The 25,626-nt window shown below is 61.3% G+C and carries 23 protein-coding genes and 2 tRNA genes; 5 read left to right on the forward strand and 20 right to left on the reverse strand.

The features are described 5' to 3' along the window. Positions 1-3 precede the first annotated feature (3 nt). The 4 genes from hyfB to ABG996_RS00580 form a co-directional block, all read right to left on the reverse strand. Positions 4-2,022 carry a hydrogenase 4 subunit B gene (hyfB, locus tag ABG996_RS00565; protein WP_347478392.1) on the reverse strand — a complete coding sequence of 673 codons (2,019 nt, stop codon included), beginning with the start codon at positions 2,020-2,022 and terminating at the stop codon, positions 4-6. Further along, positions 2,015-2,632, reverse strand: a complete 618-nt coding sequence (locus tag ABG996_RS00570; RefSeq protein ID WP_022095203.1) for a 4Fe-4S dicluster domain-containing protein — start codon at positions 2,630-2,632, stop codon at positions 2,015-2,017. The genes hyfB and ABG996_RS00570 overlap by 8 nt, the downstream gene beginning before the upstream one ends. Before the next feature lie 78 nt (positions 2,633-2,710). Next, positions 2,711-4,933 carry a formate dehydrogenase subunit alpha gene (gene fdhF / locus ABG996_RS00575; protein WP_347478391.1) on the reverse strand — a complete coding sequence of 741 codons (2,223 nt, stop codon included), beginning with the start codon at positions 4,931-4,933 and terminating at the stop codon, positions 2,711-2,713. A gap of 76 nt (positions 4,934-5,009) precedes the next feature. After that, positions 5,010-5,528 (reverse strand): 4Fe-4S dicluster domain-containing protein, encoded by a 519-nt coding sequence (locus tag ABG996_RS00580; protein WP_022095206.1) that lies wholly within the window; start codon positions 5,526-5,528, stop codon positions 5,010-5,012. A 429-nt stretch (positions 5,529-5,957) separates the two neighbouring features. Between ABG996_RS00580 and ABG996_RS00585 the strand changes: the two genes are divergently transcribed. The 3 genes from ABG996_RS00585 to ABG996_RS00595 all read left to right on the forward strand — a co-directional run bounded on the left by ABG996_RS00585 (position 5,958) and on the right by ABG996_RS00595 (position 8,013). Further along, positions 5,958-6,281, forward strand: a complete 324-nt coding sequence (locus ABG996_RS00585) for a type II toxin-antitoxin system RelB/DinJ family antitoxin (RefSeq protein ID WP_347478390.1) — start codon at positions 5,958-5,960, stop codon at positions 6,279-6,281. After that, the gene (locus ABG996_RS00590; protein ID WP_347478389.1) at positions 6,274-6,750 is read left to right on the forward strand and encodes a type II toxin-antitoxin system VapC family toxin; all 477 of its coding nucleotides are present in this window, start codon (positions 6,274-6,276) and stop codon (positions 6,748-6,750) included. Before ABG996_RS00585 ends, ABG996_RS00590 begins: the two co-directional genes overlap by 8 nt. 267 nt (positions 6,751-7,017) lie before the next feature. Next, a complete protein-coding gene (locus ABG996_RS00595) occupies positions 7,018-8,013 on the forward strand; it encodes a hypothetical protein (RefSeq protein ID WP_347478388.1) in 996 nt (331 codons plus the stop codon). Positions 8,014-8,225: 212 nt separating this feature from the next. On the opposite strand, the gene ABG996_RS00600 is transcribed toward ABG996_RS00595, so the two are convergent. From ABG996_RS00600 to ABG996_RS00670, 15 genes are all read right to left on the reverse strand, one after another. Next, a tRNA-Gly gene (locus ABG996_RS00600) sits at positions 8,226-8,299 on the reverse strand. 6 nt (positions 8,300-8,305) lie between these two features. Beyond that, positions 8,306-8,382, reverse strand: a tRNA-Pro gene (locus ABG996_RS00605). A 91-nt stretch (positions 8,383-8,473) separates the two neighbouring features. Beyond that, positions 8,474-9,832: a branched-chain amino acid transport system II carrier protein gene (gene brnQ, locus ABG996_RS00610; RefSeq protein ID WP_347478387.1), complete on the reverse strand. Its 1,359-nt coding sequence runs from the start codon at positions 9,830-9,832 to the stop codon at positions 8,474-8,476. 67 nt (positions 9,833-9,899) lie between these two features. Then, positions 9,900-11,039, reverse strand: coding sequence for an aminotransferase class V-fold PLP-dependent enzyme (locus ABG996_RS00615; RefSeq protein WP_347478386.1), 1,140 nt, complete (start codon positions 11,037-11,039; stop codon positions 9,900-9,902). Then, positions 11,036-11,287, reverse strand: a complete 252-nt coding sequence (locus ABG996_RS00620) for a putative Se/S carrier protein (protein ID WP_117736415.1) — start codon at positions 11,285-11,287, stop codon at positions 11,036-11,038. Before ABG996_RS00620 ends, ABG996_RS00615 begins: the two co-directional genes overlap by 4 nt. Positions 11,288-11,306: 19 nt before the next feature. Further along, positions 11,307-11,933, reverse strand: coding sequence for a sulfurtransferase-like selenium metabolism protein YedF (yedF, locus tag ABG996_RS00625; protein ID WP_347478385.1), 627 nt, complete (start codon positions 11,931-11,933; stop codon positions 11,307-11,309). A 59-nt stretch (positions 11,934-11,992) separates the two neighbouring features. Further along, a complete protein-coding gene (gene selD, locus ABG996_RS00630; protein WP_347478384.1) occupies positions 11,993-13,042 on the reverse strand; it encodes a selenide, water dikinase SelD in 1,050 nt (349 codons plus the stop codon). 70 nt (positions 13,043-13,112) lie between these two features. Continuing rightward, the gene (locus ABG996_RS00635) at positions 13,113-13,877 is read right to left on the reverse strand and encodes an acyl-CoA dehydratase activase (protein WP_347478383.1); all 765 of its coding nucleotides are present in this window, start codon (positions 13,875-13,877) and stop codon (positions 13,113-13,115) included. 14 nt (positions 13,878-13,891) lie between these two features. Continuing rightward, complete coding sequence (locus tag ABG996_RS00640) at positions 13,892-15,196, reverse strand: double-cubane-cluster-containing anaerobic reductase (protein ID WP_347478382.1); 1,305 nt, start codon at positions 15,194-15,196, stop codon at positions 13,892-13,894. A gap of 154 nt (positions 15,197-15,350) precedes the next feature. After that, positions 15,351-16,634 carry a double-cubane-cluster-containing anaerobic reductase gene (locus tag ABG996_RS00645; RefSeq protein ID WP_347478381.1) on the reverse strand — a complete coding sequence of 428 codons (1,284 nt, stop codon included), beginning with the start codon at positions 16,632-16,634 and terminating at the stop codon, positions 15,351-15,353. Positions 16,635-17,063: 429 nt separating this feature from the next. After that, the gene (locus tag ABG996_RS00650) at positions 17,064-18,134 is read right to left on the reverse strand and encodes a sulfate/molybdate ABC transporter ATP-binding protein (RefSeq protein WP_347478380.1); all 1,071 of its coding nucleotides are present in this window, start codon (positions 18,132-18,134) and stop codon (positions 17,064-17,066) included. Between the two features lie 3 nt (positions 18,135-18,137). Beyond that, complete coding sequence (gene modB, locus ABG996_RS00655) at positions 18,138-19,580, reverse strand: molybdate ABC transporter permease subunit (RefSeq protein WP_347478379.1); 1,443 nt, start codon at positions 19,578-19,580, stop codon at positions 18,138-18,140. A gap of 68 nt (positions 19,581-19,648) precedes the next feature. Continuing rightward, a complete protein-coding gene (modA, locus tag ABG996_RS00660) occupies positions 19,649-20,524 on the reverse strand; it encodes a molybdate ABC transporter substrate-binding protein (protein ID WP_347478378.1) in 876 nt (291 codons plus the stop codon). 202 nt (positions 20,525-20,726) lie between these two features. Continuing rightward, the gene (locus ABG996_RS00665; protein ID WP_118080408.1) at positions 20,727-21,206 is read right to left on the reverse strand and encodes a MogA/MoaB family molybdenum cofactor biosynthesis protein; all 480 of its coding nucleotides are present in this window, start codon (positions 21,204-21,206) and stop codon (positions 20,727-20,729) included. Between the two features lie 10 nt (positions 21,207-21,216). After that, the gene (locus ABG996_RS00670) at positions 21,217-22,479 is read right to left on the reverse strand and encodes a molybdopterin molybdotransferase MoeA (protein ID WP_347478377.1); all 1,263 of its coding nucleotides are present in this window, start codon (positions 22,477-22,479) and stop codon (positions 21,217-21,219) included. Between the two features lie 210 nt (positions 22,480-22,689). On the opposite strand from ABG996_RS00670, the gene ABG996_RS00675 reads away from it, so the two are divergent. After that, positions 22,690-24,111: a chloride channel protein gene (locus ABG996_RS00675; RefSeq protein WP_347478376.1), complete on the forward strand. Its 1,422-nt coding sequence runs from the start codon at positions 22,690-22,692 to the stop codon at positions 24,109-24,111. Between the two features lie 87 nt (positions 24,112-24,198). Further along, the gene (locus ABG996_RS00680; protein ID WP_347478375.1) at positions 24,199-25,161 is read left to right on the forward strand and encodes a diacylglycerol/lipid kinase family protein; all 963 of its coding nucleotides are present in this window, start codon (positions 24,199-24,201) and stop codon (positions 25,159-25,161) included. A gap of 32 nt (positions 25,162-25,193) precedes the next feature. Here ABG996_RS00680 and ABG996_RS00685 read toward each other — a convergent pair whose 3' ends face one another. Beyond that, positions 25,194-25,574 carry a peptide chain release factor family protein gene (locus ABG996_RS00685; RefSeq protein WP_430733168.1) on the reverse strand — a complete coding sequence of 127 codons (381 nt, stop codon included), beginning with the start codon at positions 25,572-25,574 and terminating at the stop codon, positions 25,194-25,196. Between the last annotated feature and the right edge of the window lie 52 nt (positions 25,575-25,626).

The raw sequence follows: 25,626 nt of genomic DNA on the forward strand, positions 1-25,626 counted from the left end.
TCTCTAGACCATGACCACGGCGAGCACGAGGAAGACCACGAGCGCCGCGACGATGTAGCAGATGTATACGGAGTAGTTGCCGCCCTCGATCTTGGAGGCGAGGCCGGCCAGCTTGTCGGCACCCTCGCTCGGTGCATCGACCAGGAAACGGTCGGGCAGGGGCTCGACGCCCTGGGCGACACCGGTGAGCTTCTGGAACACGTGCGCGATGGACCAGCAGATCTTGGTGCATACCTCGCGCAGGGTGTAGAGCGGGCCCATGAAGAGTTCGACGTCGGACGCGAAGCTCGTGGCGACGACGGGCATGTGCTCGTTGGGCTCGTAGCCGCACGCCCAAGGGTCGGTCTTCTTAGCGGGGGCCTTGGCGCCGAGGCAGGACCTCAACGCGAACGCGAGGCCGGTGAGGACCACGAGCGCGATGGCGATCGCGGGGGTGGAGGTGGCGGCACCGGAAATCTCGTTCACGAGAGACACGCCCGAGGTGGCTGTGACGGCGGAGCCGGCAAGCACGCTCTGGGCGACGTCGCCCAGAACCGGGGCGATGACCGGGGAGCCGATTCCCAGTACCACGCAGATGGCCGCGAGGAGCATCTGCGAGAACAACATCGGAGCCGGGGACTCCTTGGCGTTCGCGGCCTCCTGGGAACGAGGGCTGCTCGCGAACGAGACGCCGTAGGCCTTCACGAAGCACGTGACGGCCAGGGCACCGGTGATGGCGAGGGCGGCCGCGGAGGCGACGGCGAACACCATGACGACCGGGTCGGAGAGCGTCGAGATGTTGAACAGGGACTGGTAGGTGAACCACTCGGAAACGAAGCCGTTGAGCGGCGGGATGGCCGAGATGGCAAGGGCACCGATGAGGAAGCAGACGGCCGTGACCGGCATGCGGCGGAACAGACCGCCCATCTTCTCCATGTTGCGCGTACCCGTGGCATAGAGCAGGGAGCCCGCGCCGAGGAACAGCTCGCCCTTGAACATGGCGTGGTTGAGCGTGTGGTAGAGGGCGGCCATGAGCGCGATCGTCGCGATGACGTCGTTGCCCAGGGCGTGCGCCGTCATGGACGCGCCGACACCGAGCAAGATGATGCCGATGTTCTCGACGGAGTGATAGGCAAGCAGGCGCTTGATGTCGTGCTCGTGTAGGGCGTAAACGACACCCAGGACCGACGAGATGGATCCGAAGACCAGGACCATGAGGCCCCACCAGAGCTGGACGCCCGAACCCGCGAGCAGGTCGAGACCGACCTTGAGGATTCCCAGGATGCCGATCTTGATCATGCCGCCGGACATGAGGGCGGACACGTTGGACGGCGCCTCGGGGTGCGCCTGGGGCAGCCAGGAGTGCAGCGGAATGATACCGGCCTTCGCGCCAAATCCGAAGAACGCGAGGACGAAGCACGCGGAGGAGACGGCGGGTCCAAAGTCATGCGTACGGAAATCACTGAAGCTGAAGGAACCGCCCACGCCGTTGGTCATGAGCAGGAAGCTCGCCATGATGAGAACGAAGCCCACGTGCGCGATGACGAAGTAGAGCCAACCGCCCCTAATGGAGTTCTTGTTCTCCTCGATAACGACAAGGAAGTAGCTCGTAAGGGACATGAGCTCAAAGGCGACCAGGAACCAGAACACGTTGTCGGCGGTGATGACGAGCATCATCGAGGCGACGAAGGTGTTCATAAAGAAGCCGGCGCGCCCGACCTTGCCCGGGTACTCGTCGAAGTAGGACAGACCGTAGATGAAGCCCGCAAAGGCGAGAATCGAGATGAGGACCACGATCAGGCCCGCAAGGCCGTTGAGCAAGAGCTCGAGACGGGCGAACGGGAAGAAGAAGACCGTGTTGAGGGACGAAACGTCGCCAAGCACGGCCTCGAGGCCCGCGATGAACGACAGCACGGCCGCGACGGCGCCGATCAGGCAGCCGGCGGTCTTGGCGGCGTTGTCGGCCTTAATCAGCAGAACCGAGGCGAGCGCACCGACGCACGAGACGGCAAGCGATGCGATAAACAGCGTCATGCTATCCATTGTTTACGCTCCCTTCTGCTTTCTCGGACAGACCCTGGGCCACAGCGGTAACGTCGACGACCGGACCGTTTTCGATCGAGCGCAGGCGCTTGGCCTCGTCGAGCTCGCGATCGGCCGCGCCGCCCATGACGGTCAGCGCCTTGGTGGGGCACGCCGCCACACAATGCGGACCGTCCGGATCGAAGGCGCACAGGTCGCACTTAACAGCGCAGGTGTACTGGCCGGGAGCCCACGTAAGCAGGCTGCTCAGGGACTTAGGATACGAAGGCGTCGGGTCGCACATGCCTGCGACACCGGCGATAGACGTGCCATCGGGATGGATGGCTCCGAAGGGGCACGCGATGGCGCACAGCCTGCACCCGATGCACTCCTGCTCCTTGACGTGGATGCGATCGCCATCGTGCTCGATGGCATTCACCGGGCAGACCTCGGCGCAGGGGGCACCCTCGCAATGGTGGCAGGCAAGGGCGGCCGAAATACCGCCGGTCTTCACGAGCGCCAGGCGCGGCGTATCCTGAAGACCCTGCATCCGGTGGGCGTCGGCACAGGCGGACTGGCATGTTCCGCAGCCGATGCACCTCTCCGGGTTGATGTCGATGAAGCGGTTCATCCCCACTTCCTTTCAAAATAACGGGCCGGGCTCCCGAACGTACGGGACGCCCGGCCCAAAAAGCCAACGAGAACGGGACTACACGATTTGATTCACGTGCGTCTCGTCGTCGAACTTGGCGGCGCCAGGCTCAACGTCCTGGGGAGCGGCGGCGTCCACCAGAGCCTGCTTGAGCTCGGTGTACTGACGCTCGACCTCGCCCTCGGCCCAGACCTGGTCGGCGATAGCGTCGACCTGGCAGGCGGAGAACTTGTCCTCGGGCGTATGCGAGACCGGGTCGACCTTGTGCATGGTCAGCTCGTTGCACTTGCCGATCCACCACTGGTAGGTCATATAGACCGTGCCCTTGTTGATGCGGTCGCTCACGTCGGCGCGGCTGTATACCTGGCCGCGGCGGCTGTGGATCGAGACGATGTCGCCATTCTTGATGCCGCGTGCCTGGGCGTCCGCGGGATTCATGCGGACAAAGCCGGGCTCGTCGGCAAGCAGTGCCAGCGTCTTGCAGTTGCCGGTCATCGAGCGGCAGCTGTAGTGGCCGACCTCGCGGACGGTGCACAGGATGAGCGGGTACTCATCGTCGGGAAGCTCGGAGGGCGCCTCCCAGTCGTGTGCCATCAGGTTGGCGCGGCCGTCCTTGGTGGTGAACTTGCCACCAGCGAACATGTCGGGCGTACCGCGGTCGTTCACATCGGTGCTCTTGACGGGCCACTGGGCGTAACCGCCCTCGGGAGCCATCTTCTCGTAGGTCGCGCCCACAAAGTTGGGGCACAGGCTAATGCACTCGTTCCAGATCTGCTCGGTGTTGTCGTAGTGCATGGGATAGCCCATGCGCGTAGACAGGTCCGCGAAGATCTCCCAGTCGTGACGGCACTCGCCCTTGGGCGGAACGGCCGCGTCAAAGTGCTGGAAGCTACGGTCGGATGCGGTAAAGACACCCTCGTGCTCGCCCCAAGAGGTAGCGGGCAGGATGACGTCGGCGAGCATGGTCGTCTGCGTCATAAAGATGTCCTGGCAAATGAACAGGTCCAGCTCGGAGAGCGTCTTGCGCATGCCGGCCGAATCGGGCTCGGTCTGCACCGGGTCCTCGCCGTAGTTGTAGAAGCAGTGCACCTTACCCTCGTCGACCAGGTGGCCCAGGTCGGTGAGCTTGTAGCCCTCCTCGAGCGGGAGCTTTTCCTCGGGCACGCCCCAAGCCTTGGCAAACTTGGCACGCACAGCCGGGTCGGTGACCTTCTGGTAGCCAGGGTACAGGTTGGGCAGCATGCCCATATCACAGGAGCCCTGGACGTTGTTCTGACCGCGCACGGGCGCGAGGCCGGAATTGGGTTTGCCGATCTGACCGGCAACGCAGGCGATGGAGGCGATGGTGTGCACCGTCTTCAGGTTCTGCTTCTGCTGGCATACGCCCATACCCCAGCCAATGATGGCAGAGGGCTTCGCCGTGGCGTACATCTCGGCAGCTTGGTGGATCAACGCGGGCTCGACACCCGTGATGTCCTGTACGGATTCGGGAGTGTAATTCTTGATGGTCTCCCACCACTCGTCAAAGCCGTTCGTGTGCTCGGCGACGAATTTCTTGTCGTAGAGGCCATCGTTGACCAAGCAGTTGGCAAAGGCGTTGAGGAACGCGACATTGCAACCGTTCTTGATCGGAAGGTAGAGATCGGCGATACGCGCGGTTTCGATATGGCGCGGGTCGGCGACGATGATCTTGCAACCCTTTTCTTTGGCTCGCACGATACGCCTTGCGACGATGGGGTGCGAATCGGCAGGGTTATAGCCGAAGAGGAAAATGCAGCCCGCATCCTCCATACCGGGGATGGAGCATGACATGCAACCTGAACCAACCGTGTCCATCAGACCGAGGACAGTAGGGCCGTGTCAAGTACGGGCGCAGTTGTCCACGCTGTGGGTGCCGATGCACGCACGCGTAAACTTCTGCATGACGTAGTTCGCCTCATTGCCGCCGCCTCGCGAAGAGCCGGTGGTCATGACAGCGTTAGGACCATATTCGTCAATTATGGCCTGCATCTTAGATGCGGTGAAATCCAGTGCCTCGTCCCAGCTTACGCGCTCAAGATCCGCGCCCTTGGTGCGGCGGATCATCGGGTGCAGTACGCGAGGAGTCAAGATCTTGGTGTCGTTGATGAAGTCGTAGCCGCTCATGCCCTTAAGGCACAGCTCGCTCTGGTTGGTGATGCCGTTGAGCGGTTCGGTACCCACGACCTGGCCGTTTTGGACCAAGAGGTTAAACTGGCAACCGGCGCCGCAATACGGGCAGATCACTTTATGCTTCTCCATGACACCCTCCTTCCTTTCTCTGCTACCGAATACTCGGTACTTATTTGACAATCATTGGGCCTGTATGGCCGCCCGCTTACGCCTCGTTTTCGATGGTGGCGCGGGCACGCTCGGCAGTCAGTTCCGCCAGGCGCTCCTCGTCTACCAGGGTGAGGCCCTTGGTCGGGCACGCCTCGGCACACGCCGGACCGCCGGGACGGTCCACGCACAGGTCGCACTTGAGCACGAAGCTCTTGGTCTGCGAACCCACGCGAACGTCGCCCATCAAGACCGGAACCTGCGTGGTCGCCACGCTCACGGCGCCAAAGGGGCATGCCATGACGCAGCTCTTGCAGCCGATGCAGTTGTCCTCGTTGACGCCGATACGATGGTTCTTTGGATCAAAGAACAAGGCACCCGTGGGGCAGGCCTTCGCGCACGGGGCATCCTCGCAGTGATGGCAAGCCACCGGTGCGGAGATCTCGTACGTACGCGTCACGCGCAGGCGCGGCGCGGCGATGTTGCCGGGAATGTCGTGTGCCTCGATGCACGCCGCCATGCAGGTTTGACACCCAATGCAGCGCGAAGAATCGGCTACGACTCGTTTATTGCCCATGTTGTTCACTCCCTCCTGAATCCCATGCCGGAGAGACCCTGTCGACGTTGCCCCGGACCGCCCGTGGTCCGGCATCGGCGTATCGAGTGCATGCGGCGAAACAAGCACTTCGATAGAATTCCTCCAACGATATACAGGTTAAATATACGCAGTTGTAGGTGGCAAACTTGAGCATAGGCCCTGCAATACGGGTGTATTGCAGGGGTTTTGTCTGGTTAGGATTATTCTTGGGTAGCTATAAAGGTAAGTGTATTACACGCGTACATCCAGGGGAGATTTCATGCTCGTTTATAAAGGATGTAATACGTTTGATATATATTTCGCGCTCATTAACTTGAGTGCAATAAAGCAGTGGTTATAAGATTGGCTATTATTAGCCAATGTTGTATTTGACCATTCATATTGCACGCTCATTAAGGGAGGCCAGTGATGTCATCGACGCAAAAACGAGCCATCCTGCAGGTGCGCATTCGCGAAGAGGACAAACAGCATGCCGAGCGCCTCTACGACGCCATGGGCACATCGCTTGCCGAGGCCGTTCGCCTATTTGTCGCGCAGAGCATTTTGATGCGCAAGCTTCCCTTTCAGGCGGTCGCCGTGCGCTCAAAGGACGGCACCGCCGCCTATGGATCGCTCAAAGCATATGGGGACCCCAATCGCCGCTCCGAGGAGCGCAATGCCTGGATTGAGTACCTTGCCACAGAATGCGACGATTCGATTTTGGGTCCCGAGGAAGTAGATATCCATGAGTAGCACCATCATCGACGAGACCGTCATCCTTCGCTACCTGCTTGACGACGACGAGGTCCTGTCACCGCGCGCCGCCAAGGCCATCGCCACGCGCACCGCACGTGTCTACCCCGAAATCATCACGCGCGTCGTGGTCACGCTGCGCGACGTCTATAAGGTTCCCCGCGTTGAGATTGCTGCGGCCATGAAGAGGTTGCTCGATGACGTCATGGTCGACGAGCCCACCGTTGTCGCCCTTGCCATCAAACTCTTTGGCAAGACCCATATGGATTTTACCGACTGTCTGCTTGCCGCCCGTGCCGCCATCTATAACGACGATGTCGTGAGCTTTGGCAAGCCCATCATCCAAGGCATGATCGATTACCGCCACAAGCGCCAAACCGCTGCCGACGCCCGCGACCGCGCCGCCGAAGCCCGCAGCCGAAGCACCGACTCCACCATCGACAAGCTCCGCCACCGCCCTCGCAGCTAACCCCATCCCCTCCTAAGTTGCGGTGAAATAGTTCCTGGATTTAGGCTTATTCGAGCTTTTCAGGAACTATTTCACCGCAACTTTCTGTAAGGGTGGTTTTTAGTGCCACCGAGGGGCACTAATCAACCGTTTGCCGATATGTTTGGCTCTGGCTCATGGCTCTGACCTGCCCCGTCAAGCTTTTGGTCAGTTCATGGCAAGGTCTGGCGGACCAAATATGGGATAGCGTAGTGTCATTCACTCCCCCTCGAGACCATGGGGTCGAAAATGAGTCATGATAAACGCTGTTCCAAACCGCAAGCAGAGCTGTTCTTCCGATTATTCGAGGCCCATCATGGCGGGCACCTGTTTGTAGCTACCAAAAAATGGGACGAACGCTGTGCCTACGCGCTCATGCAAAAAGAGATGATTATTCGACTCTACAACCATGTCTACGCTGATCCCGCGTATTGGAATGACCTCGGCGTCGAAGATCGCATCTTTCAATTGGCATCCGCTATTGCGGTCGTTGAACCGGATGCCGTGTTTTGTGGAGCAACGGCGGCGCTGCTCTATGGCATCGGTTCTGCATATTCGCTTCTCGACAAGGTGCAAGTGCTGCTACCGCGTTCCACCAGACGCGATATGTACGAATTCGTTGAATACCGACGCTGGCGACCGGGCGACGTATGGCAGCTCGGCCCGTTTACGCTAACGGATCCATATCGCACGGTGGTCGACATCGCCCGAACGAGCGCTTTTCGATATGCACTAGGCTATGTCGACGGGTTGGCTCGTGAGTACGGTGTCGAGCGTGAAGAATTGCGTGCATATGCACAAGCGAACTGCCGCGGATTGCACGGCATCGCGCGCGCATTTGACGTTTTTGAACACATGGATGGCAGGTCGGATAACGGTGGAGAATCCGAAGCACGGGCGGCAATGATTATGGCAGGAGTTGCCGCTCCCGAACTTCAGGTTGAAATCACTCGACCGGGAAACACCGGCTATTATTTGGCAGATTACGGCTGGCAGATGCCAAACGGCTCTTGGATGCTGGCTGAGCTGCATGGACTGGGCAAGTTTGAGGGCGATGCCCAAAATGATCCGGAACATACTGCGGCAAAAACCTATCGAGCTGCCCTCGTGCGCGACGCGAACCTGCGTGCTATGGGCCACAACGTCATTCATTTCAAGCTCTTAGACACCTACGATGTCAAAGCGTTCGGCTCCATGATGCGCGGCTACGGTATACCGACCACAAAACCCTACGCAGACTCCTGACCGGCCGCCCTCATCTTCTCGACAAAAGAACCCATCATCGACCCAGCCCGCTCGGCCTCAATAAGTTGCGGTGAAATAGTTCCTGGATAACAGCTATTGCGGCTAGTCCAGGAACTATTTCACCGCAACTTAGGAGGGGATGTGGGGTCCCCGACATGTATATGAAAACGGCTCTGGCACCAAATGGAGCCAAAGCCGTTAAAACTATCCTATGGAGCGGGCGACGGGAATCGAACCCGCGTCATCAGCTTGGAAGGCTGGGGTTCTACCATTGAACTACGCCCGCAAGATATGGTCGGGACGACAGGATTTGAACCTGCGACATCCTGCTCCCAAAGCAGGCGCGCTACCAAACTGCGCCACGTCCCGAAGGTGTTGAGCAGCTAAGGTCTAAACCTTGCGTGTCCCAAAGCGAAGGAAATTATAGGGGAGACTCCCCGCCTGTGCAAGCATTGATGCCTTAGCTCCTCGAATGTGCAACAAAACGACTATGGAGCAGGCCGATCACAAAGGCAACCACGGCAACCGGCGCCCACGCGGCACCGATATCCGCCAGCGGCAGCACATCAAACGGCAGCCACGCGCCCGCAAAGAACGCATCGCGGACCGAGGTGATCACGCTCTGCACGGCAACCACACCGCCGACCCAGACCCACACCTGCGGATGAGCGTCGCAAAAGCCGTGTACCAAACCCATGAGAACCAGCACGATGGCGACGGGATACAAGGCATTGAGTATGGGCACCGAGAACATGAGGATCACGTCGAGGCCCACGTTGGAGAGCACGCACGAAAACGCTGCGAACACAAAGGCAAGAATCGCAAAGGGACGGCGCATGGCCTCCTCGGAGGCCTCCGCTCCCCCTTTAACCACATACGTCTCGCAGAAGTAACGCGAGCAGCAGCTGATAAGGCCAATGCACACGTTCATGCAGGCAAGGAAGAAGATGGCGAAGACCACGACCGTGCCGGCAAGGCCAAAGTGCATGGAGGCAGAGCGGGCAAGGATGGCGGCGCCGTTGGTAGCGTCGGGCATCACGGTGCCGAGCTGCATTCCGGCAAGGCCCAAGCCGCAGTAGATGATGGCCATGAGCACGCCGGCGATCACACCGGAGCGCGAAATTTCAAAAGCGACGCGCTTGTCATCGGTCACGCCCAGCTCGTGAATGGTCTCGGCGATGATGATGCCGAAGGCGAGCGACGCAAGCAGGTCCATGGTCTGGTAGCCGGTCAAGAAGCCTTGGACCGCAGCGCCGGCATCATAGGGAGCTTGCGGGGCAGCAGCCGGTCCCAGCGGCGAGATCACGGCGGCGCCGACAACGAGCACGATAAGCGCAATGAGCGCAGGGCCCGTAATGCGACCGAGCACGCGTGTGATGACACCCGGGCGCAGCGTGAGCGCAAACGCGACGACAAAGAAGCCAACGGCAAACACCAGACGTGCCGTGCCGAGCGAGACGCCCTCGGGCAGCAGCGGTACCAGCATCTCGAAGGCCGTGGAGCTCGTGCGCGGAATAGCCAGGCACGGGCCGATGGCCAGATACACCGCCGCAACGAAGAATTCGCCAAACTTGGGGTGCACGCGGCCGGCAAGCTCGCGCGCCGTTCCGGCAAGCGCCACGGCGATAAATCCCATGACGGGCAGGCCGATGGCGGCAATCAGAAAGCCGAGCATGGCGACCGGCGTGGCAGAACCTGCCTGCAGCGCCAGCAACGGCGGAATAATGAGGTTGCCGGCGCCAAAGAGCATCGAGAACAGGGCGATGCCGACGGTAACGACATGGTCGGAACGCAGACCACGCGAGGCGGATGAGGCCATGAGAGCACCTTTCGAATCAAAACAAAAACGGGACGAGCAAAAGACCCGTCCCGCAAGTATATACGCTTTAGCAGGCTAAATCGCGCAAAGCGTCAATCGCGGTGTCGACTTCCTCGTCCGTGTTGAAATACCCAAACGAGAAGCGAACCACGCCCTGACGCTCGGTCCCCAGCGCACGGTGCATGAGCGGGGCGCAATGGGCGCCGGGGCGCGTCGCAATCCCCCACCCTTGCATGAGTGCATCCGAGATCTCGGCAGAGTCGATATCGCCCACGTTGAGCGGGACGATCGCCGAGCGCGTCGGTTGGCCAAAGGCACCATAGAGCTTAATCCCCGGAATCTCGCGCACACCGGCAAGGAAGCGATCCGCCAGTGCTCGCTCGTGTGCCGCAATCACCTCGACCCCGCCTTGTGCCTCGATAAAGTCAAGACCTGCGGAAAGTCCCGCGATGCCGTGACCGTTGAGCGTGCCCGCCTCAAGGCGCGTGGGCCACTCAAGCGGCTGCAGTGGATCGAAGCTGTGCACACCCGTGCCACCCATGGCCCACGGCGCCACGTCAATGCCCTCCGCCACGGCCAGGCCACCGGTGCCTTGAGGTCCCATGAGCCCCTTATGGCCGGTAAAGCACACCACGTCAAGCCCCATGGCCTGCATATCGATATGCGCCGTTCCGGCAGACTGCGAGGCATCGACGATTACCAGTGCGCCGGCCGCATGGGCCATGGCCGCCACGCGCGCAATGTCGACCGCGTTGCCGGTCACATTGGAGGCGTGCGTCACCACCACAGCACGCGTGCCCGGCGTGACCAACCGCTCGAGCTCGTCGTAGTCGAGCACGCCGCTCGCATCGCAACCCGCATGCCCAACCGTCACACCCTGCTCTGCCGCCAGGCGGTTGAGCGGACGCAGCACCGAGTTGTGCTCGAGCACCGTCGTGACCACGCGGTCGCCGGGGCGCACCACCCCGTTGATGGCGGTGTTGAGCGCCGCCGTAGAGTTGGGCGTAAAACACACATGGTCCGCCCTCGGGCAACCCAAAAGGCGCGCGAGCTTGGCACGGCAAGCGTGAATCGTACGAGCAGCATCGAGGGCACCCGACGTGGCGCCGCGCCCGGCATTGCCGAGTGAACACATCGCCTGCGTCACGGCATCGATCACTGTCTGCGGCTTGTGCATGGTCGTCGCCGCGTTATCCAGGTAGATCATCGCACGACCTCCCACATATCAATCACGGTATAGCCCTCGGTGGGAACGCCCGCCGCGGTAAGCTCGCTGCGCAGCAGCTCCTCATCGGCAGGCAACGCCTTCCACGCCAGACCGCAGCCGGCAGCGACCTCCCCGGGCACGGGAATCGTTCGCCCGGGAAGGCCGCGCTCGATGCACAGGGACTCGCAGCCCATGGCGGCCGCCGTGGTAGGAAACGTGATGACAAGCGCCGGGCGCTTCTCCCTCATGGCAACTCCAACCAATACGCTACGGGCGCACGACGCGCACGGCCTGCTCCATCTTCTCCACGATCACGTACATATTCGTGACCTCGCCCACCGCAAGCTGGTCTTTAATGCCATAGTGGTCGAGGCAGGTACCGCAGGTGAGAATCTCGACACCCTGCTCGGCCAGGCCCTTCAGGTCATCGAGCACCGGCGAGCCCTCGACGGTGAGCTTGGCACCGCCGTTGTAGAACAGCATGGTCGCGGGCAGTTCCTCCTGCTGCGTCACGGCAAAGATAAACGCCTTCATGAGCTTGTGGCCCAGCTCGTCGTCGCCACGGCCCATGCAATCGGTATAGACGGAAATGACAAGTTTGCCCTTGCCGGCGCTGGCGTCGCAGAAAGCAGCGCCGTCCTGCTCGGGGTCCGCAACGGCCACGGCACCGGCGGTCGCGACGGTCACGTGCCACTCAGCGTCAGAAACCTTCTCGACTGAGGCCGTGCAGCCCTTCTCCTGCGCCATCTTGGAGATGTTCTTGACGGCGGTCTCGTTGTCGACCGAGGTCACGACTGTGCCCTCGCCATCGAGCTGCTTCAGGGCTCTGAGCGTCTTGACGACGGGCAGCGGGCAGGCATCGCCCATGGCATTGACTTCAATTTTGGTAGACATAGTTTTTCCTTTCAAAAGGGACCGCCCAGAACAGTAGGCGGTCGCATAAACGGTTTTCCTTAATGCACAACGCGAACGGCAGGACCGCCTGGTACCGGCTCGTACACGCGCCCGACGACGGCGGCGATACGTCCTTCGGCATGTAGACGGCTCGCAAGCTCATCCACATCGGCAGCAGGTGCCGCGATAAGCAGGCCACCAGACGTCTGCGGGTCGTACAGCGCGTCGAGCATGCCCGGCTCAAGGTCCTCGTCGGCCGTCACGCGCGGGCCAAAGAAGTCCTGGTTGCGGTAGGAGCCCGCGGGGATAATGCCCAAACGCGCCATGTCGAGCACCTGGTCAAAGAGTGGCACCGCCCCCGACGCAAGCTCAACTTGCACGCCCGAGCCCTCGGCCATCTCGCATGCGTGCCCGATCAGACCAAAGCCCGTAATGTCGGTGCAGCCGTGAAGCTCAAGTCCCTCGGCCAGACGAATCGGAGCCTCGTTGAGGGTGCGCATCGAGTCAAACATGGCTGCGGCCTCGTCCTGCTCGATGAGCTCGCCCTTAATGGCCGTGGTGATGATGCCCGAGCCAACCGCCTTGGTCAGCAGTAACGCATCGCCCACGCGCGCGCCGCTGTTGGCGAGCATGCGGTCGAGCGCGACAAACCCGCTCACGGACAGGCCGTACTTGGGCTCGTCGTCGTTGATGGTGTGACCGCCCGCGATGGAGCAACCCGCCTCGACGCACTTGTCGGCGCCGCCCGCCAGAATCTGACCGGCAACCTCAACGCTCAGACAGCTCGGGATGCACAGCAAGTTCATGGCATGGCTCGGCCGCCCGCCCATGGCGTAGATGTCCGACAGTGAGTTTGCCGCGGCGATCTGGCCAAATAGAAACGGGTCGTCGACCATCGGTGGGAAGAAGTCGATGGACTGCACGAGCCCAAGGTTCTCCCCTACGCGGAAGACGCTCGCATCGTCGGAGGTATCGAACCCCACGAGCAAGTTGTCGTTATGCACATTGGGTAAATCGCCCAGGACCTGGGCGAGGGCTCCGGGGGCCAACTTAGCGGCTCAACCGCTCGCGACCGTCATAGACGTGAGCTTAATCTGATCGTCAGCCATCGATACCTCCTCTCATCGGTCAATCATTTTCTCCCAGTATACGCATGAATGCGAGCCTGCGGCGGATGCATTAATTGAGCGCCTGTGCGCGAATCGCCGCGCCAATCGCTCCGGCAAAGCGAGCCTGGGGCGAGGTGGTCACCGGCGACCCCAGTAGCTCGCCCAACCGCTCCACCACGAAGGCGTTCTCGCACAGGCCACCGGTCAGGTAGTACGGGGCGCCCGCGGCCTGCCCGGCCATGGTCGCCACGCGCGAGACCACGCTGTCGATCACGCCACGTGCAATGTTCTCGCGCGGCTCACCGCGACCGATCAGGCTGATAACCTCACTTTCGGCAAACACCGTGCACATGCTGCTGATCTTGGTAGGCTCACCGGAACGCGCCAGGACGGCCATCTGCTGCTGGGAAATGCCTAGGCGGTCGGCCATGATCTCCAAAAAGCGCCCCGTGCCGGCAGCGCACTTGTCGTTCATGGCAAACTTGGCCACGCGGCCACCCTTAAGTTGGATGACCTTGGTGTCCTGACCGCCCACGTCGATCACGGTGCCGTGGTCGCCAAACAGGCGCACGGCGCCGGTGCCGTGGCAGGTAATCTCGGTCACGACCTTGTGCGCATAGGGCACGGCGACACGGCCGTAGCCAGTCGCGATCACGCGCACGTCGTCGGCAGCCACGTCATAGCCAGCCGCGGCAAGCTCGCCGCGCAGGCGCTCGGCCGCATCAACCGAGGAGAACCCGGTTGGCTGCACGCACGTCCATGCCACCGAACCTTCCCCATCGACCACAGCGGCCTTAGCCGCCGTAGACCCGATATCGATCCCGATCCCTACCATGGCCCTCTCCCAATCTAAACATCAAAGGTAGCGGCGCGTTCAGGCGCCTTAGCTCTAGGTTTCTCAGGTGCCGGAGATTGCCCCGAAAGAGGAGCGCAGCGTACTTTGGGTACGCAAGCGACGGTTTGAGGGGCAAGATCCGGTGCCTGAGAAAGCTGGAGGGTTTCGATGAAGGCGGCGATGCGAGTCTCGATCTGACCCATGTCGCCGTTGCTGTAATCGGTCTCGATCTTCATATACGGAATGCCCGCACCCTCGACTGCCTCCTGCATGCGCGCACTCTCCACGTTAAAGGTGTGGCACGCCTGGAGCACGCTCTCCACTACGCCATCGACGTGATACTTCTCGCACATGGCCAGCGTGTTTTCCATACGACCGTCGTTTGGCGTCATGACCGAGCAGTTGATGTCCAGGTAGCGGTCGGCGATGGCGCGCAGGATGTCGGGCGCGTCCGGGTCGATCATCATGGCCGCCGTGCGCTCGCCCGAGCAGTCGTCCATGCACACGACCACACCGCCGTTGGACTCGATGGTGCGACCGATCTTGTTGATCACGCCGCCCGCCGGGCAGCCGGTGATCAGAATGCGCTTGGCATCCGCCGCAACCGGGCGCTCGCCCGCGTCGTAGGCCTCGCGCAGCTTGACAACCTTTTGCTCCAGCTGCTGCGTATAGGCCTCGATATCAAAGCTAAACGTACCGGCGAACATAGTGCTCATCAGGTCGACGCCGCTCATGGCCGCCGGCTGGTTGGCCTGCAGAGCAAACATGTCGAGCTGGGCCGCACGCAAGCGGTTGCGACGACGGACGGCAGCGCGCAGGTCATCGTCGGTAATCGTGATTCCGTAGAAACCCTCGAGCTCCTCCTTGAGCAGACGGCACTCCTCGTACCAGCCTTCACGCTCATAGGCGCGATCGCGACCCTGCGGAAGATGCAGAATGTGCGTGCGCTTGAGCTCGTTGAGTAGCTCGTACATCTTCTTCTTGCCGTCGCAGGTGGTCTCACCGATGATCATGTCGCTAAAGTACGTAAACGGGCACTTTTGCGAGTAAACAAAACCGTAGGTCGACTTGATGAGCGGGCAGAGGTTTGCCGGCAGCACCTTCTCGGCCTCGGGGGTCACCTCATCGGATGTACCGCACAGCGCCACGCTCGCAGCGCCCGCGGCATCGATAATCTCGAGCGGCGTATAGCTGCACAAAAAGCCGACCAGGCGATTACCCGCCTGCTTATAATCCTTGACGCGAATAAACGCCGCCTTGCGTTGCTCGTTGAACTCCTCAAACGTGGACGGCAACGGCTGCTCAATATTTTCCGACATATAACTCCTTAACAAACCTTTTAACCAACCAAGGAAACGGCTTTCCCAGGTGCCCGAGGTTGCCGTGAAAGAGGAGCGCCGCGTACTTTGGTATGCAAGCGATGGTTTGAACGGCAAGATCGGGTGCTTGGGGAAGCCGCTGGACCGGATAGCCCTAAATGGTTTCCAAGAAAGCCTCAATCCTGGTTTGCAGTTGGCCTGCATCCTCGCCGGCGTAGTCGGTCGTGATGTGCATAAACGGGATGCCGGCCTCTTCGGCGGCCTTCTCCACGGCAAACGACTCCATCTCGTAGAGCGCGCAGAACTGCAAGGCCACGTCGACGATGCCGTCGGCATGCAGGTCCTTGGCCATCTGGACAATGTCCTTCATACGCTGGTCGTTGGGCGTAAAGACGGCGCAGTTGATCTTAAAGTAGCGCTCGGCGATGGCGTCGAGCATCTCGCCAACCGTCTCACCGGACTCGTCGACCAGGTCCTTGTAGTAGCGCGAGCCCGTGCAGGACTCCTCGCCCACCACGACGCCGCCGGCCTTCTCGATGAGGTTGAACAGCTTCCAGTTGGGCACGGCCATGGGCGTACCGGTGTACAGGATGCGCTTGGTGCCCTTGGGCGCCACACCCTCGCCGGCCTCAACGCGCTGCTCGCACTCAGCCGCCATTTCGTTGATGGCGCCGGTCAGGCGCGGCGTGTCATCCATAAAGGCGGCCTGAACGGTCAGCAGGCTGTCGAGACCGCTGATGGGCGCCGGATCGGCAGCGCGGGTCGCAGCCAGACGCTGCAGGGCGCGACGCTTCTCGTTGACGGCGTGGATGGCAGCCTTCAGGCGCTCAGGCGTAATCGTGACGCCGCACTCTTCCTCGATCTTGGCGGCAAGCTTCTTGACCTCGGCCTTCCAGGTCACGAGCGTCGACTCGTCGTGCACGTTGGGAATATCCATGACGTACATGTTCTTTTGCGTGGCAAAGAACTCGTAGGCCTTCTTCTTGCCATCGCAGGTGTTCTCGCCTACCACCAAGTCACTCGACTCAATGTAGGGGCAGACCTCGCCCAGCTTAAAGCCGGCAAAGCTCTTGATGAGCGGGCAGGTGTTGCGCGGCAGATGCTCCTCGACCTTGTCGGTCGCCCAGTCGGCACCCGAGCACAGACCAACGGGAATGCCGTCACAGGCAAGTACGATCTCCTCGGGCACGTACACACAGAACGAACCGACGATCTTGGTGGCCTCGCCGGCCTCCTTCTTGTCGAGCATCTCCTTAATACGGCCGCTGTGGATGTTGGTGGCGACAAAATCCAGGTAGGACGTGGACTTGGGGCGATTGTTCTGCGTCAGGAACATATCGCCGTACATCTGGCCCACGGCGCCCAGCAGCATGTCGTGGTCGGCAAGATTCATGCCGAGGCTCTCCCACATCGGATGGAAATCAAATTCTTCAGCCATGACGGTTCCCCTCTCGAATCAAAAATGAATAGCTACGGTATTGCTGCACGGTGGGTGGCGAAAACCCGACCGCGACTAAACCCGGAATTTTGGGGAACCTGCTTTGCAGCTGATTATTTAGTTGTGCGTCGTCTCTCCCGGAGCCGTGAACATACCTGCTCATATGCGGCTCCGAGCCATATATAGGGCACGCGCGGCAACGCGGCGAATATATGTCGTCTGCGGCATGTGCGCACCCTCCTTTACAAGATAAGGTCAACTATATCAACGGTCATCGAACATGCGAACACCGTTGACATTCGTACGACAGCGTCGTGTGCCGTCGTTTAATAAATAATCTTTTTTATTGATAAGAGTTTGTCATCCCTCATTCGGCGAGCGGCAAGACAAAGCCGCCGAGGCTTATATCCCCGACGGCATTACCCGGCACTATCGACAAACCAAGTGGATTCTACTCGCATCGAAGTGCATGCGCAGCGTCTCGCCTGCTTGCGGCAGCTCGTCGACAGGCACGCCCACCTTGTTGACCTTCCACTGCAGACGCGTGGGCGCATCGCCGCGTGGCACGTCCAGCAGCACCAGCCGCTCAAAACGCGAATCGCTCACACGGGCCACGTGCAAATCATAGCTGTTGCGACCCCGCTCAGCGCGATTGTCAACATGGAAGTAGCTTGCGCGAACGCCCAAGTACGCCACATTATCGGGAACCGCGCGACCCACGTTAAAGGTCATGTCCCAGTCGAGGGCCTCAACTTCTTCGTCACCGATCTTGCGCGCCCGGCTTGTGTTCTTGCAGCCCGTCAGGCGCAGCGCCGCCAGCGTCTGCGGACGGCGGACCACGTCCTCGATGGAGCCGATCTCCTCAACATGCCCGTCGTGCATCACGCAGATGCGCTGGCACAGGCGGCATGCCTCATCGATGTCGTGGCTCACGTAGAGCACGGTGCGGTTGCACACATCGAACAGGTCGAGCATGTTCTGTTCGAGCGCGCTCTTAAGATAGGAATCGAGTGCGCTCATGGGCTCGTCGAACATAAAGATGCCCGGGTGCGCCGCCACCATGCGCGCGAGCGCCACGCGCTGCTGCTGGCCGCCCGAGAGGCGCGCGGGATAGCGGTCGGCGAAATCAGCCAGTCCAAAGATACCCAGGTAGCGCTCGGCAAGCTGCTTGCGCGCCGCGGCGTCGCCCGCATCCTTTACGCCGGCACATACGTTATCGGCCACTGTCATATTAGGGAACAGCTGATAGTTTTGGAACAGCAGGGCGCATTTTCGCTCCTGAGGCGACAGGTTGATGCCCGCTGCCGAGTCAAAAAAGGTCACGCCGTTGACGACGATCCTGCCCTCGTCGGGCGTCTCCACGCCGGCGATGCAGCGCAGCGTACAGCTCTTGCCGCAACCCGAGGCGCCCAGCAGTGCCACACGCTCCTCGCCGGCCTCAAGCTGCATGTCGAGCATAAACCCGGGATAGCGCTTTTTGATATCCAGAACGAGTGACATGACCTATCGACCTCCCTGCGGCGCCGCATCATCGCGCATGAGCTCGGCCAGCGCCTCGCGATCGATACGCAGCGCATCGCCGCCGACTGGGTCGAGCGAATCGCCCTGTCCGGCGAGATCTTTGGCCTGTTTGCGCTCCGCACGGGAAAGGCCCCGCTCGCGATACTTTTGCGAATGAGCGGTGTACATGTTGATGAACAGGATGACCAGGAAGCTAAACACGATCACGACGACGACCCAAAAGAGGGCCACCGACGTGTTGCCGCCCATCCACTCAAAGTAGATGGCAATGGGAATGGTCTGCGTAATACCGGCGTAGTTGCCCGCAAAGAACAGGGTGCAGCCAAACTCGCCCATCGCGCGGGCAAAGGCGAGTACCGTGCCGGCGGCAATCGAGGGCCAGCCAAGCGGCATCATAAGCTTGGTAAAGATGCGACGCTCGGACCAGCCCAGCGTGCGCGCCGCATCGAGCATTTGCGTGTCGAGGCTCTCAAAGGCACCGAGGGCCGTTCGATAGACCAGGGGGAACGACACCACCACGGCAGAGATCACCGCCGCAGGCCACGTAAAGACAATCGAGATACCGTGCGCGATAAGCCACTGGCCCACCCCGGTCGAGCGGCCAAACAGCATGAGGAGCAGAAAGCCGCAGACCGTGGGCGGCAGCACCATAGGGATGGTAAAGACCGAGTCGAGCAGGCCCTTGATGCGACTCGAGGTACCCATGGTCTTCCACGCGGCGAACAGGCCCAGCGCAAACGCGATCACCAGGGCAAGACCGCTCGTTTTAATGGACACCCAAAACGGGCGATAGTCGATGTCGCCCAAAAAGGAAGCCAGAGAGGTCAAGGGCCCCTGCTCATCCCGCAACACGACAGACGATGCTTCTACCATGTGAGCGCTATCAAGCCAACGCGCGCCGCCCTTGGCATCACCCGAGGCTGATGCAATCACCACATAACGGTCCCCATCCGCACCGCGCTCGTCAAAGCTATAGGTATACCCGCCGGCATCAAACGTTGTTTCCGCCGTGACATACCAAGGAAGATCCACGTCCCCCAGCTGCGCACCTCCCATGCAGTTTGCGCTGTCGAGCTCACAGACGAGGGCCTTGAGACCCGATACGCACTCGTTGTCCTGGGGATCCAATCCAAACTTCTCGACCGCCTTGGGCGATATCCACACCACAACGCGATCGGCAGCAGGCGCCACTACAAGGTCCACGTCCTCGTCAACGGGAAACCGGTAGCCCTCAGGCTGGCCCTCCATGGCACGAGCGGTCCCCTTGGCCAACCGCTCAAAACCCTCGATCCCATAGGAAAGCCCATGAGCGGTCGCAGCAACCTGGGCCCCGTCCTCAGCGTCCCCAGCAAACGCAAATCCCGGCACCCAGCAAAGCACGAAGGTCAAAGCACAGGCGACAAGCATGCGGAATCTATTAAGCACGAAAAGCTCCAAGCGAATACAAGGACGGGGTGAAACACAAAACGATGGAATTATCGCGCCAAGCCGCACTACTCGGAAAGCTCAAAGCCGTACTTGGCCCAAATCTTCTGGGCCTTCTTGTTGGTCAGGCAAAAGTCGATAAACGCCTTGGCCTCGTCGGCGTGCTCGGAGCCATCGGCGACAGCACCCGGGTACACGATGGGCTTGTGCGAATCCTCGGGGCACACGAAGGCCTCCTCGATGCCGTCATAGCGGAAGATGTCGGAGCTGTAGACAAAGCCAGCCACGCAGTCGCCTGTGGACACATAGGCGGCGGCGGTACCAACTTTGTCGGCCAGTGCGACCTTGTCGGCGATCTCGGGAGCATACTCGCCGTCGTCGCCCTCGGTGCCGGTGTAGAGGCCCACGGAGGCCAGGGCCTGGTTGGCGTACTTGCCGGCGGGGACGGTCTTGGCGTCGCCAATGGCGATCTTGCCGTCCAGGTTCGCGACGTCAGCGATGGCCTCGACCTTGGTGTCGGAGCCCTCGGCGCGAATGATCACGAGGTCGTTGACGAACATATCCTCGCGGGTATCGGTATCGACGAGCTCAGCGGTCTCGGCATCATCCATGGTGCCCTTGGAAGCGGTAATGAGCACGTCAACCGCAGCACCGGCGCGCATCTGCTCGACAAGGTCGCCGGACGCTTTGAACTGCGTGTCGGCAAACGTGGTACCGGTCTGCTCGGTGTAGAGCTCCTGAACCTCGGGGAGCGCCTTCTCGAGCGAGTTGGCGGCAAAGACCTGCAGCTCGGCAGTCTTCTTCTTAGAGGAAGACTTGGCGGAGCCGGCATCGGAACCAGCGGGCTCGGACGTCTTGTTGCCCGAGCAGCCAGCAAGGCCAAGGCCGGCGGCAGCGGCAGCAGAAAGCGAGACAAAACCGCGGCGTGAAACCATATCGAACATATTCAACCCTTTCGGACCTTGTGCCCGGGTACCCCACCGCGAGCTTTATTCTGTTACTAGATTATACTTCCGCGCGAATAGAGATAGTGAGAAATTATTCTCGTTAGAGAATATAGTTTCGAGTTGCCGTGCACCTCGCGTCGCTTCGGCGGAAAACAAAGGCGGAGCAGCCGTTCAGGTCGCCCCGCCGCAGGTAAACCGCTTAGTTGGTATGTCCGCCGCCCGCTGTCATCTGAGCCGCATGCTCCAGCTGGTCTGCTATGGCCTCCCAGCTTTCGCGGGCGGCCTTCGTAGAACCGGGAAAGTTTACGACAAGCGTATGACCTCGTTGCATGCAAATAGCGCGCGAGAGCATAGCGCGGCGCGTCTTGGTCATGGAGTACGCACGGATTGCCTCTGCAATACCCGGCACATCGCGGTCGCAGACGGCACGCGTCGCCTCGGGCGTCACATCGCGCATCGAAAGTCCCGTGCCGCCGCAGGTGAGCACGACATTGGCGTGGCACTCATCGGCGGCTTCCACAATGGCATCACCGATCTCGCTGACGTCGTCGCGCACGACCACATGTGAGGCGACCGTCCAGCCCTGCGCCTCGATAAGTTCCTCGAGCGCAGCACCCGCCTCGTCCTGGGCAAGATCGCGCGTATCCGAGCACGTCACGATCGAAATCTTCAACTCCATAGTCTTCCTCCTACAACACCGTGCCCTCGGGCAGGTCGACGCGAACAACGTCCACGACGTCGCCCGCCTTGAGCTCGCACGGCCCTTCGTCAATACGCAGCAGGCAGTTGGCCCGCTGCATCGTGCCGAGCAGCGCCGAATTCTGCGTCTTGGCCTCGGTCACCAACAGCTCACCGGTCTCGGGGTCGCGCGAAACCGTGGCGCGATCAAAGAAGCGTCGGTCCTGGCGCTTCTTCACGCCGTGCGTCAATATCGCCTGTTGCACGGGACGCGCACCCTCGGCAAAGCCGCGCATCTTGCGAATCGCCGGACGGGCGAGCATCTCAAAGCCCACATACGCCGCGGCCGGATTGCCTGAAAGCCCAAGGTAGGGCTTGCCCCCGAGCAAGCCAAACGTGATGGCCTTGCCGGGGCGCATCGAGATGCGATCGAACAGCACCTCGCCCTCGCGCCGGACGAGCGCCGTCACGTAGTCGTAATCGCCCGCCGAGGCACCACCGCTCGTAATGACAAAATCGCACTCCTGCACGGCGCGATGCACCAGCTCGGCAATCGCCTGCTCATCATCGGGCGCAATGCCGTAGAAAACAGGCTCGGCTCCTGCATCGAGTGCTTCGGCCATCAACGCCGACGAGTTGGAGTCGCGAATCTGCCCGCGCGCCGGCACGTTACTCGGTGCGACCAGCTCCGTGCCCAGCGAGATGATGCCCACACGCGGGGCGGCGTGCACCTTCACGCGCGCGTATCCGGCGCTTGCCAGCAGACCCGCGCCCGCCGGAGCCACGACCTCGCCGGCGTGCATCACAACATCGCCGGCATGGGCCTCCTCGGCGGCAGAGCGAACGTTCTCCCCTACCTTGGCAGGCGCCGAGAAACGAACGTGCGAGTCCTCGTTGCCGTCGCCATCGAGCACGTCGACGATCTCGTATTTCACTACGGCATCGGCACCTTCGGGTACCGGCGCGCCCGTCATGATGCGGACCGTCTCGCCCACTCCGATTGTGCCCTCAAACACATGGCCCGCGGCCTCATGTCCGATAACATCGAGCGTCACCGGTGCCTCGCCAGATGCCTGCGCCAAGTCCGCCGACCGCACGGCATATCCGTCCATAGCGCTGTTGGCAAACGGCGAGATGTCGATATCAGCCACCGCGTCCTCGGCCAAGGGAAAACCAGCCGCCTGCCACACGGGAATCTCGACCAGATCGGTCGGAGCAACGTGCGACAGAACAATCGACTGCGCGTCCTCCAGCGGAATGAGTTTCTCTGCCATATGCACCTCTTAATGCCACGGCGCACAACAGGGGCGCCGATTCTTTATGCTTGTCTCAGTATAATCCCCCGACGCACGACCGCGACTCGGCCTGCACCAGCAAATACACCTGTCGGTTGCAGGCCGCGAAACAGAATGGAAACCAACCCACCGGCTCGTCGCGTTTACCGCGTTTTATAATGCTTGCGTTGCAACCTAAAAGAGGAACGTATGGCTCATAACGACAAACCCGAAAGCGCAAACGAAGCGCAGGATCATTCCCAGCCGCTCGACGAAGGCGGTTTTTTCTCCCTGAACGACGTCATCACGGCAGGCAGGCATCAGCTCACCCGCTCCGAGCACCTCTTGGCTGCCGACACGCGCCGCAACGCCCGCAACCTACTCGCGAGCGCTAAGTTGCTCGCACTCGTCGTCATCGTCTCGCTCGCCATGGGCGTTGCCGCCTGGGCGTTTTTGGCCTCGCTGAATATCGCGACCGACTATCGCGAGCACCATGCGTGGATTTACGCGCTGCTTCCCGTTGTGGGCATGGCCACCGCGTGGGTCTACAAGAACCACGGTCTCGCCGCCAAGCGTGGCAACAACCTGGTCATCGACTCCGCCCTGGGCACACGCCTCATCCATATGCGCATGGCCGTCCTCACCTTCGTCTGCTCCACACTCACGCACCTAACGGGCGGATCGGCCGGTCGCGAGGGAGCCGCGGTGCAGATTGGCGGCACCATCGCCAGCAACATCTCGAGCCTCGCCCACCTCAAAAAGCATGACCACCACGACCTCATGCTCGCCGGCATCTCGTCGGCCTTTGGCGCCGTATTCGGTTCGCCCCTTGCCGGAGCATTCTTTGGCATGGAGATGTGTTTTATCGGCAAGATCGACTACACCGCGGGCATCTACTGCCTGGTCGCCTCGTTTACCGGCTACTTTACATCACTCGCCCTGGGTACCGAGTACGAGGCGAATGCCATCGCCAGCGTTCCCGGCATGACGCCGCGGACGGTTGCCATCGTTGTTATCAGCGCCATCATCTTCGGTCTGACGGCACGCCTCTTTGCCTGGTCGGTTCGAACCGTCAAGAGCCTGTACGGTCGCATTATCACCAATTACCTCGTTCGCGCACTCGTGGGCGCGCTCGTGGTGCTCGCGGCCTACGCGATGCTCGACGCCTGGAAGTATGCCGGCCTTGCCACCTGGCTCTCGGGCGCCGGGTTCGCCGGCAACACCACCCTGGCGGACGCAGCCATCAAGTTGGTCGTCACAGCGCTGACCCTGGGCGCCGGCTTCCAAGGCGGCGAGGTCACGCCCCTGTTTGGCATCGGTGCGGCGCTCGGCGGCTGGATCGGTTGCCTCGTCGGAATCGACCCCAGCTTTCTGGCGGCGCTGGGCATGCTCGGCGTGTTCTGTGCCGGCCTCAACGTGCCCATCACCACCTGCATGATGGCCATCGACCTGTTCCACGGCACGGCCGCCGGGTTCTTTGTCATCGTGGCCTTTATCAGCTACCTAACCGGCGGGCACCGCGGCGTGTACCCCGCCCAGCGCATCATCTCACCCAAGCGCCGTTCGCTTATTGTGGATGAGGGCGGTACGGTAGCGGATGCTATCGAGCGCCACAACGACCTGATAGAGTAGACGTAAGTATTCGCCGTGCAGCCACAATCGGGGGCAATTCGACCTGAGCGCGACCGCACCGTCACGTCATACGCCGGGAGTCGCCACATGCACGCAACTGATTTTGGTCGCACGCTCATCATCGCCAACCCAGCCGCCCAGTCGGGTGCGGCGCATGAAGTTGCCGAGCGCCTGCAGCGCTTTTTGGACATGACTGCACGCGCATCCCAGTTTGACCTGGTGCTGACCGAGCGCATGGGGCACGCCAAGGAGCTGGCCGCCCAGGCTCAGGGCTATCGCACCGTTATCGCCCTTGGCGGCGACGGCGTGATCCACGAGGTCGTCAATGGACTCATGACGCAGGATGAATCGGGCCGTCCTGCCCTTGCCGTCCTACCCGTTGGCTCCGGCAACGATTTTGCCCAGACGCTCGGTATCGAAGATTTCTCCGGTAAGGATTTTGGCGCGCTGCTCACCTGTGAGCTGCAGCGTCAAGACATCGGGCGTATTCGCTCATGGAGCCCTGCGAGCGGTAGCGGCGAGGCTACCGTTGAGTACTACGACCAGACGCTTTCGGTTGGCATCGATGCCGCCATCGGCCTTGGCACCACCGAGCTGCGCAAAAAGACCGGCTTGACGGGCGCGCCGCTCTACACCCTCTCGGGACTTGAGCAGTTTGGCCTACGCTATCGCAACTACCCCATGACAGTCAGCTTTGACGGGGCGCCCGCCGAGCGCGTGAGGGCAATCATCATGGCGATTCAGCTGGGTCCTACCTATGGCTCGGGCTATCGCATCTGTCCCAACGCTGACCCCTGTGACGGTATATTCGACGTCTGCTACGCCTGCGGCCCCGTTCCGCGTGCGGTCGCGCTTCCCATGTTCCTTTCGGCCAAAGATGGCCACCACACCAAGCTGCCACCGGTTCGCATGCGCCGCTGTCGCCATGCCGAGCTTACCTTTGAGGAGCCCGACTACCCCATCCAGGCCGACGGGGAGCCCGTTGTCGCCTCGCACATCGAGGTCGACGTCCTCGGCGGCGCCCTCAACGTCTGGCGCCCCACCTACTAGCCACCCCTATTTCACCGCAACTTATGAAGAGATCATTCGTCGCTGCCCGGCTTGCGACGGTTGGCCTTTTTAATGGCGTTGAAGTGTTTGTCGTTGAGCCTGCGCTGGCGCGATCGCTGTGGCACTTTAGTCTTGACGCGGCGGCGCGGCGGACGGCCACGACGCTCAAGCTCAGCGCGCAGTTTACGCAGACAGCAGCTACGGTTCTGGAACTGACTGCGGCTCTCGCGCGCCGTCACGGTAATCCCCGAAGGGATATGTTTCATGCGCACCGCCGAGTCCGTCGTGTTCACGCCCTGTCCGCCCGGACCCGTCGCGCGAAATACCTGCACCTCGCAATCGCGCGCCAACTCCTCGACCGACATCTCGGCATAGCGCGCATACTCGCGCCATCCCATCTTGTTCTCATCCATATCAACACCTCCCCTCATACAAAAAATGTGACAAAGGGACAGTCCCTTTGTC

This window comes from Collinsella aerofaciens (assembly GCF_039836695.1).
GTDB lineage: Bacteria > Actinomycetota > Coriobacteriia > Coriobacteriales > Coriobacteriaceae > Collinsella > Collinsella aerofaciens_BD.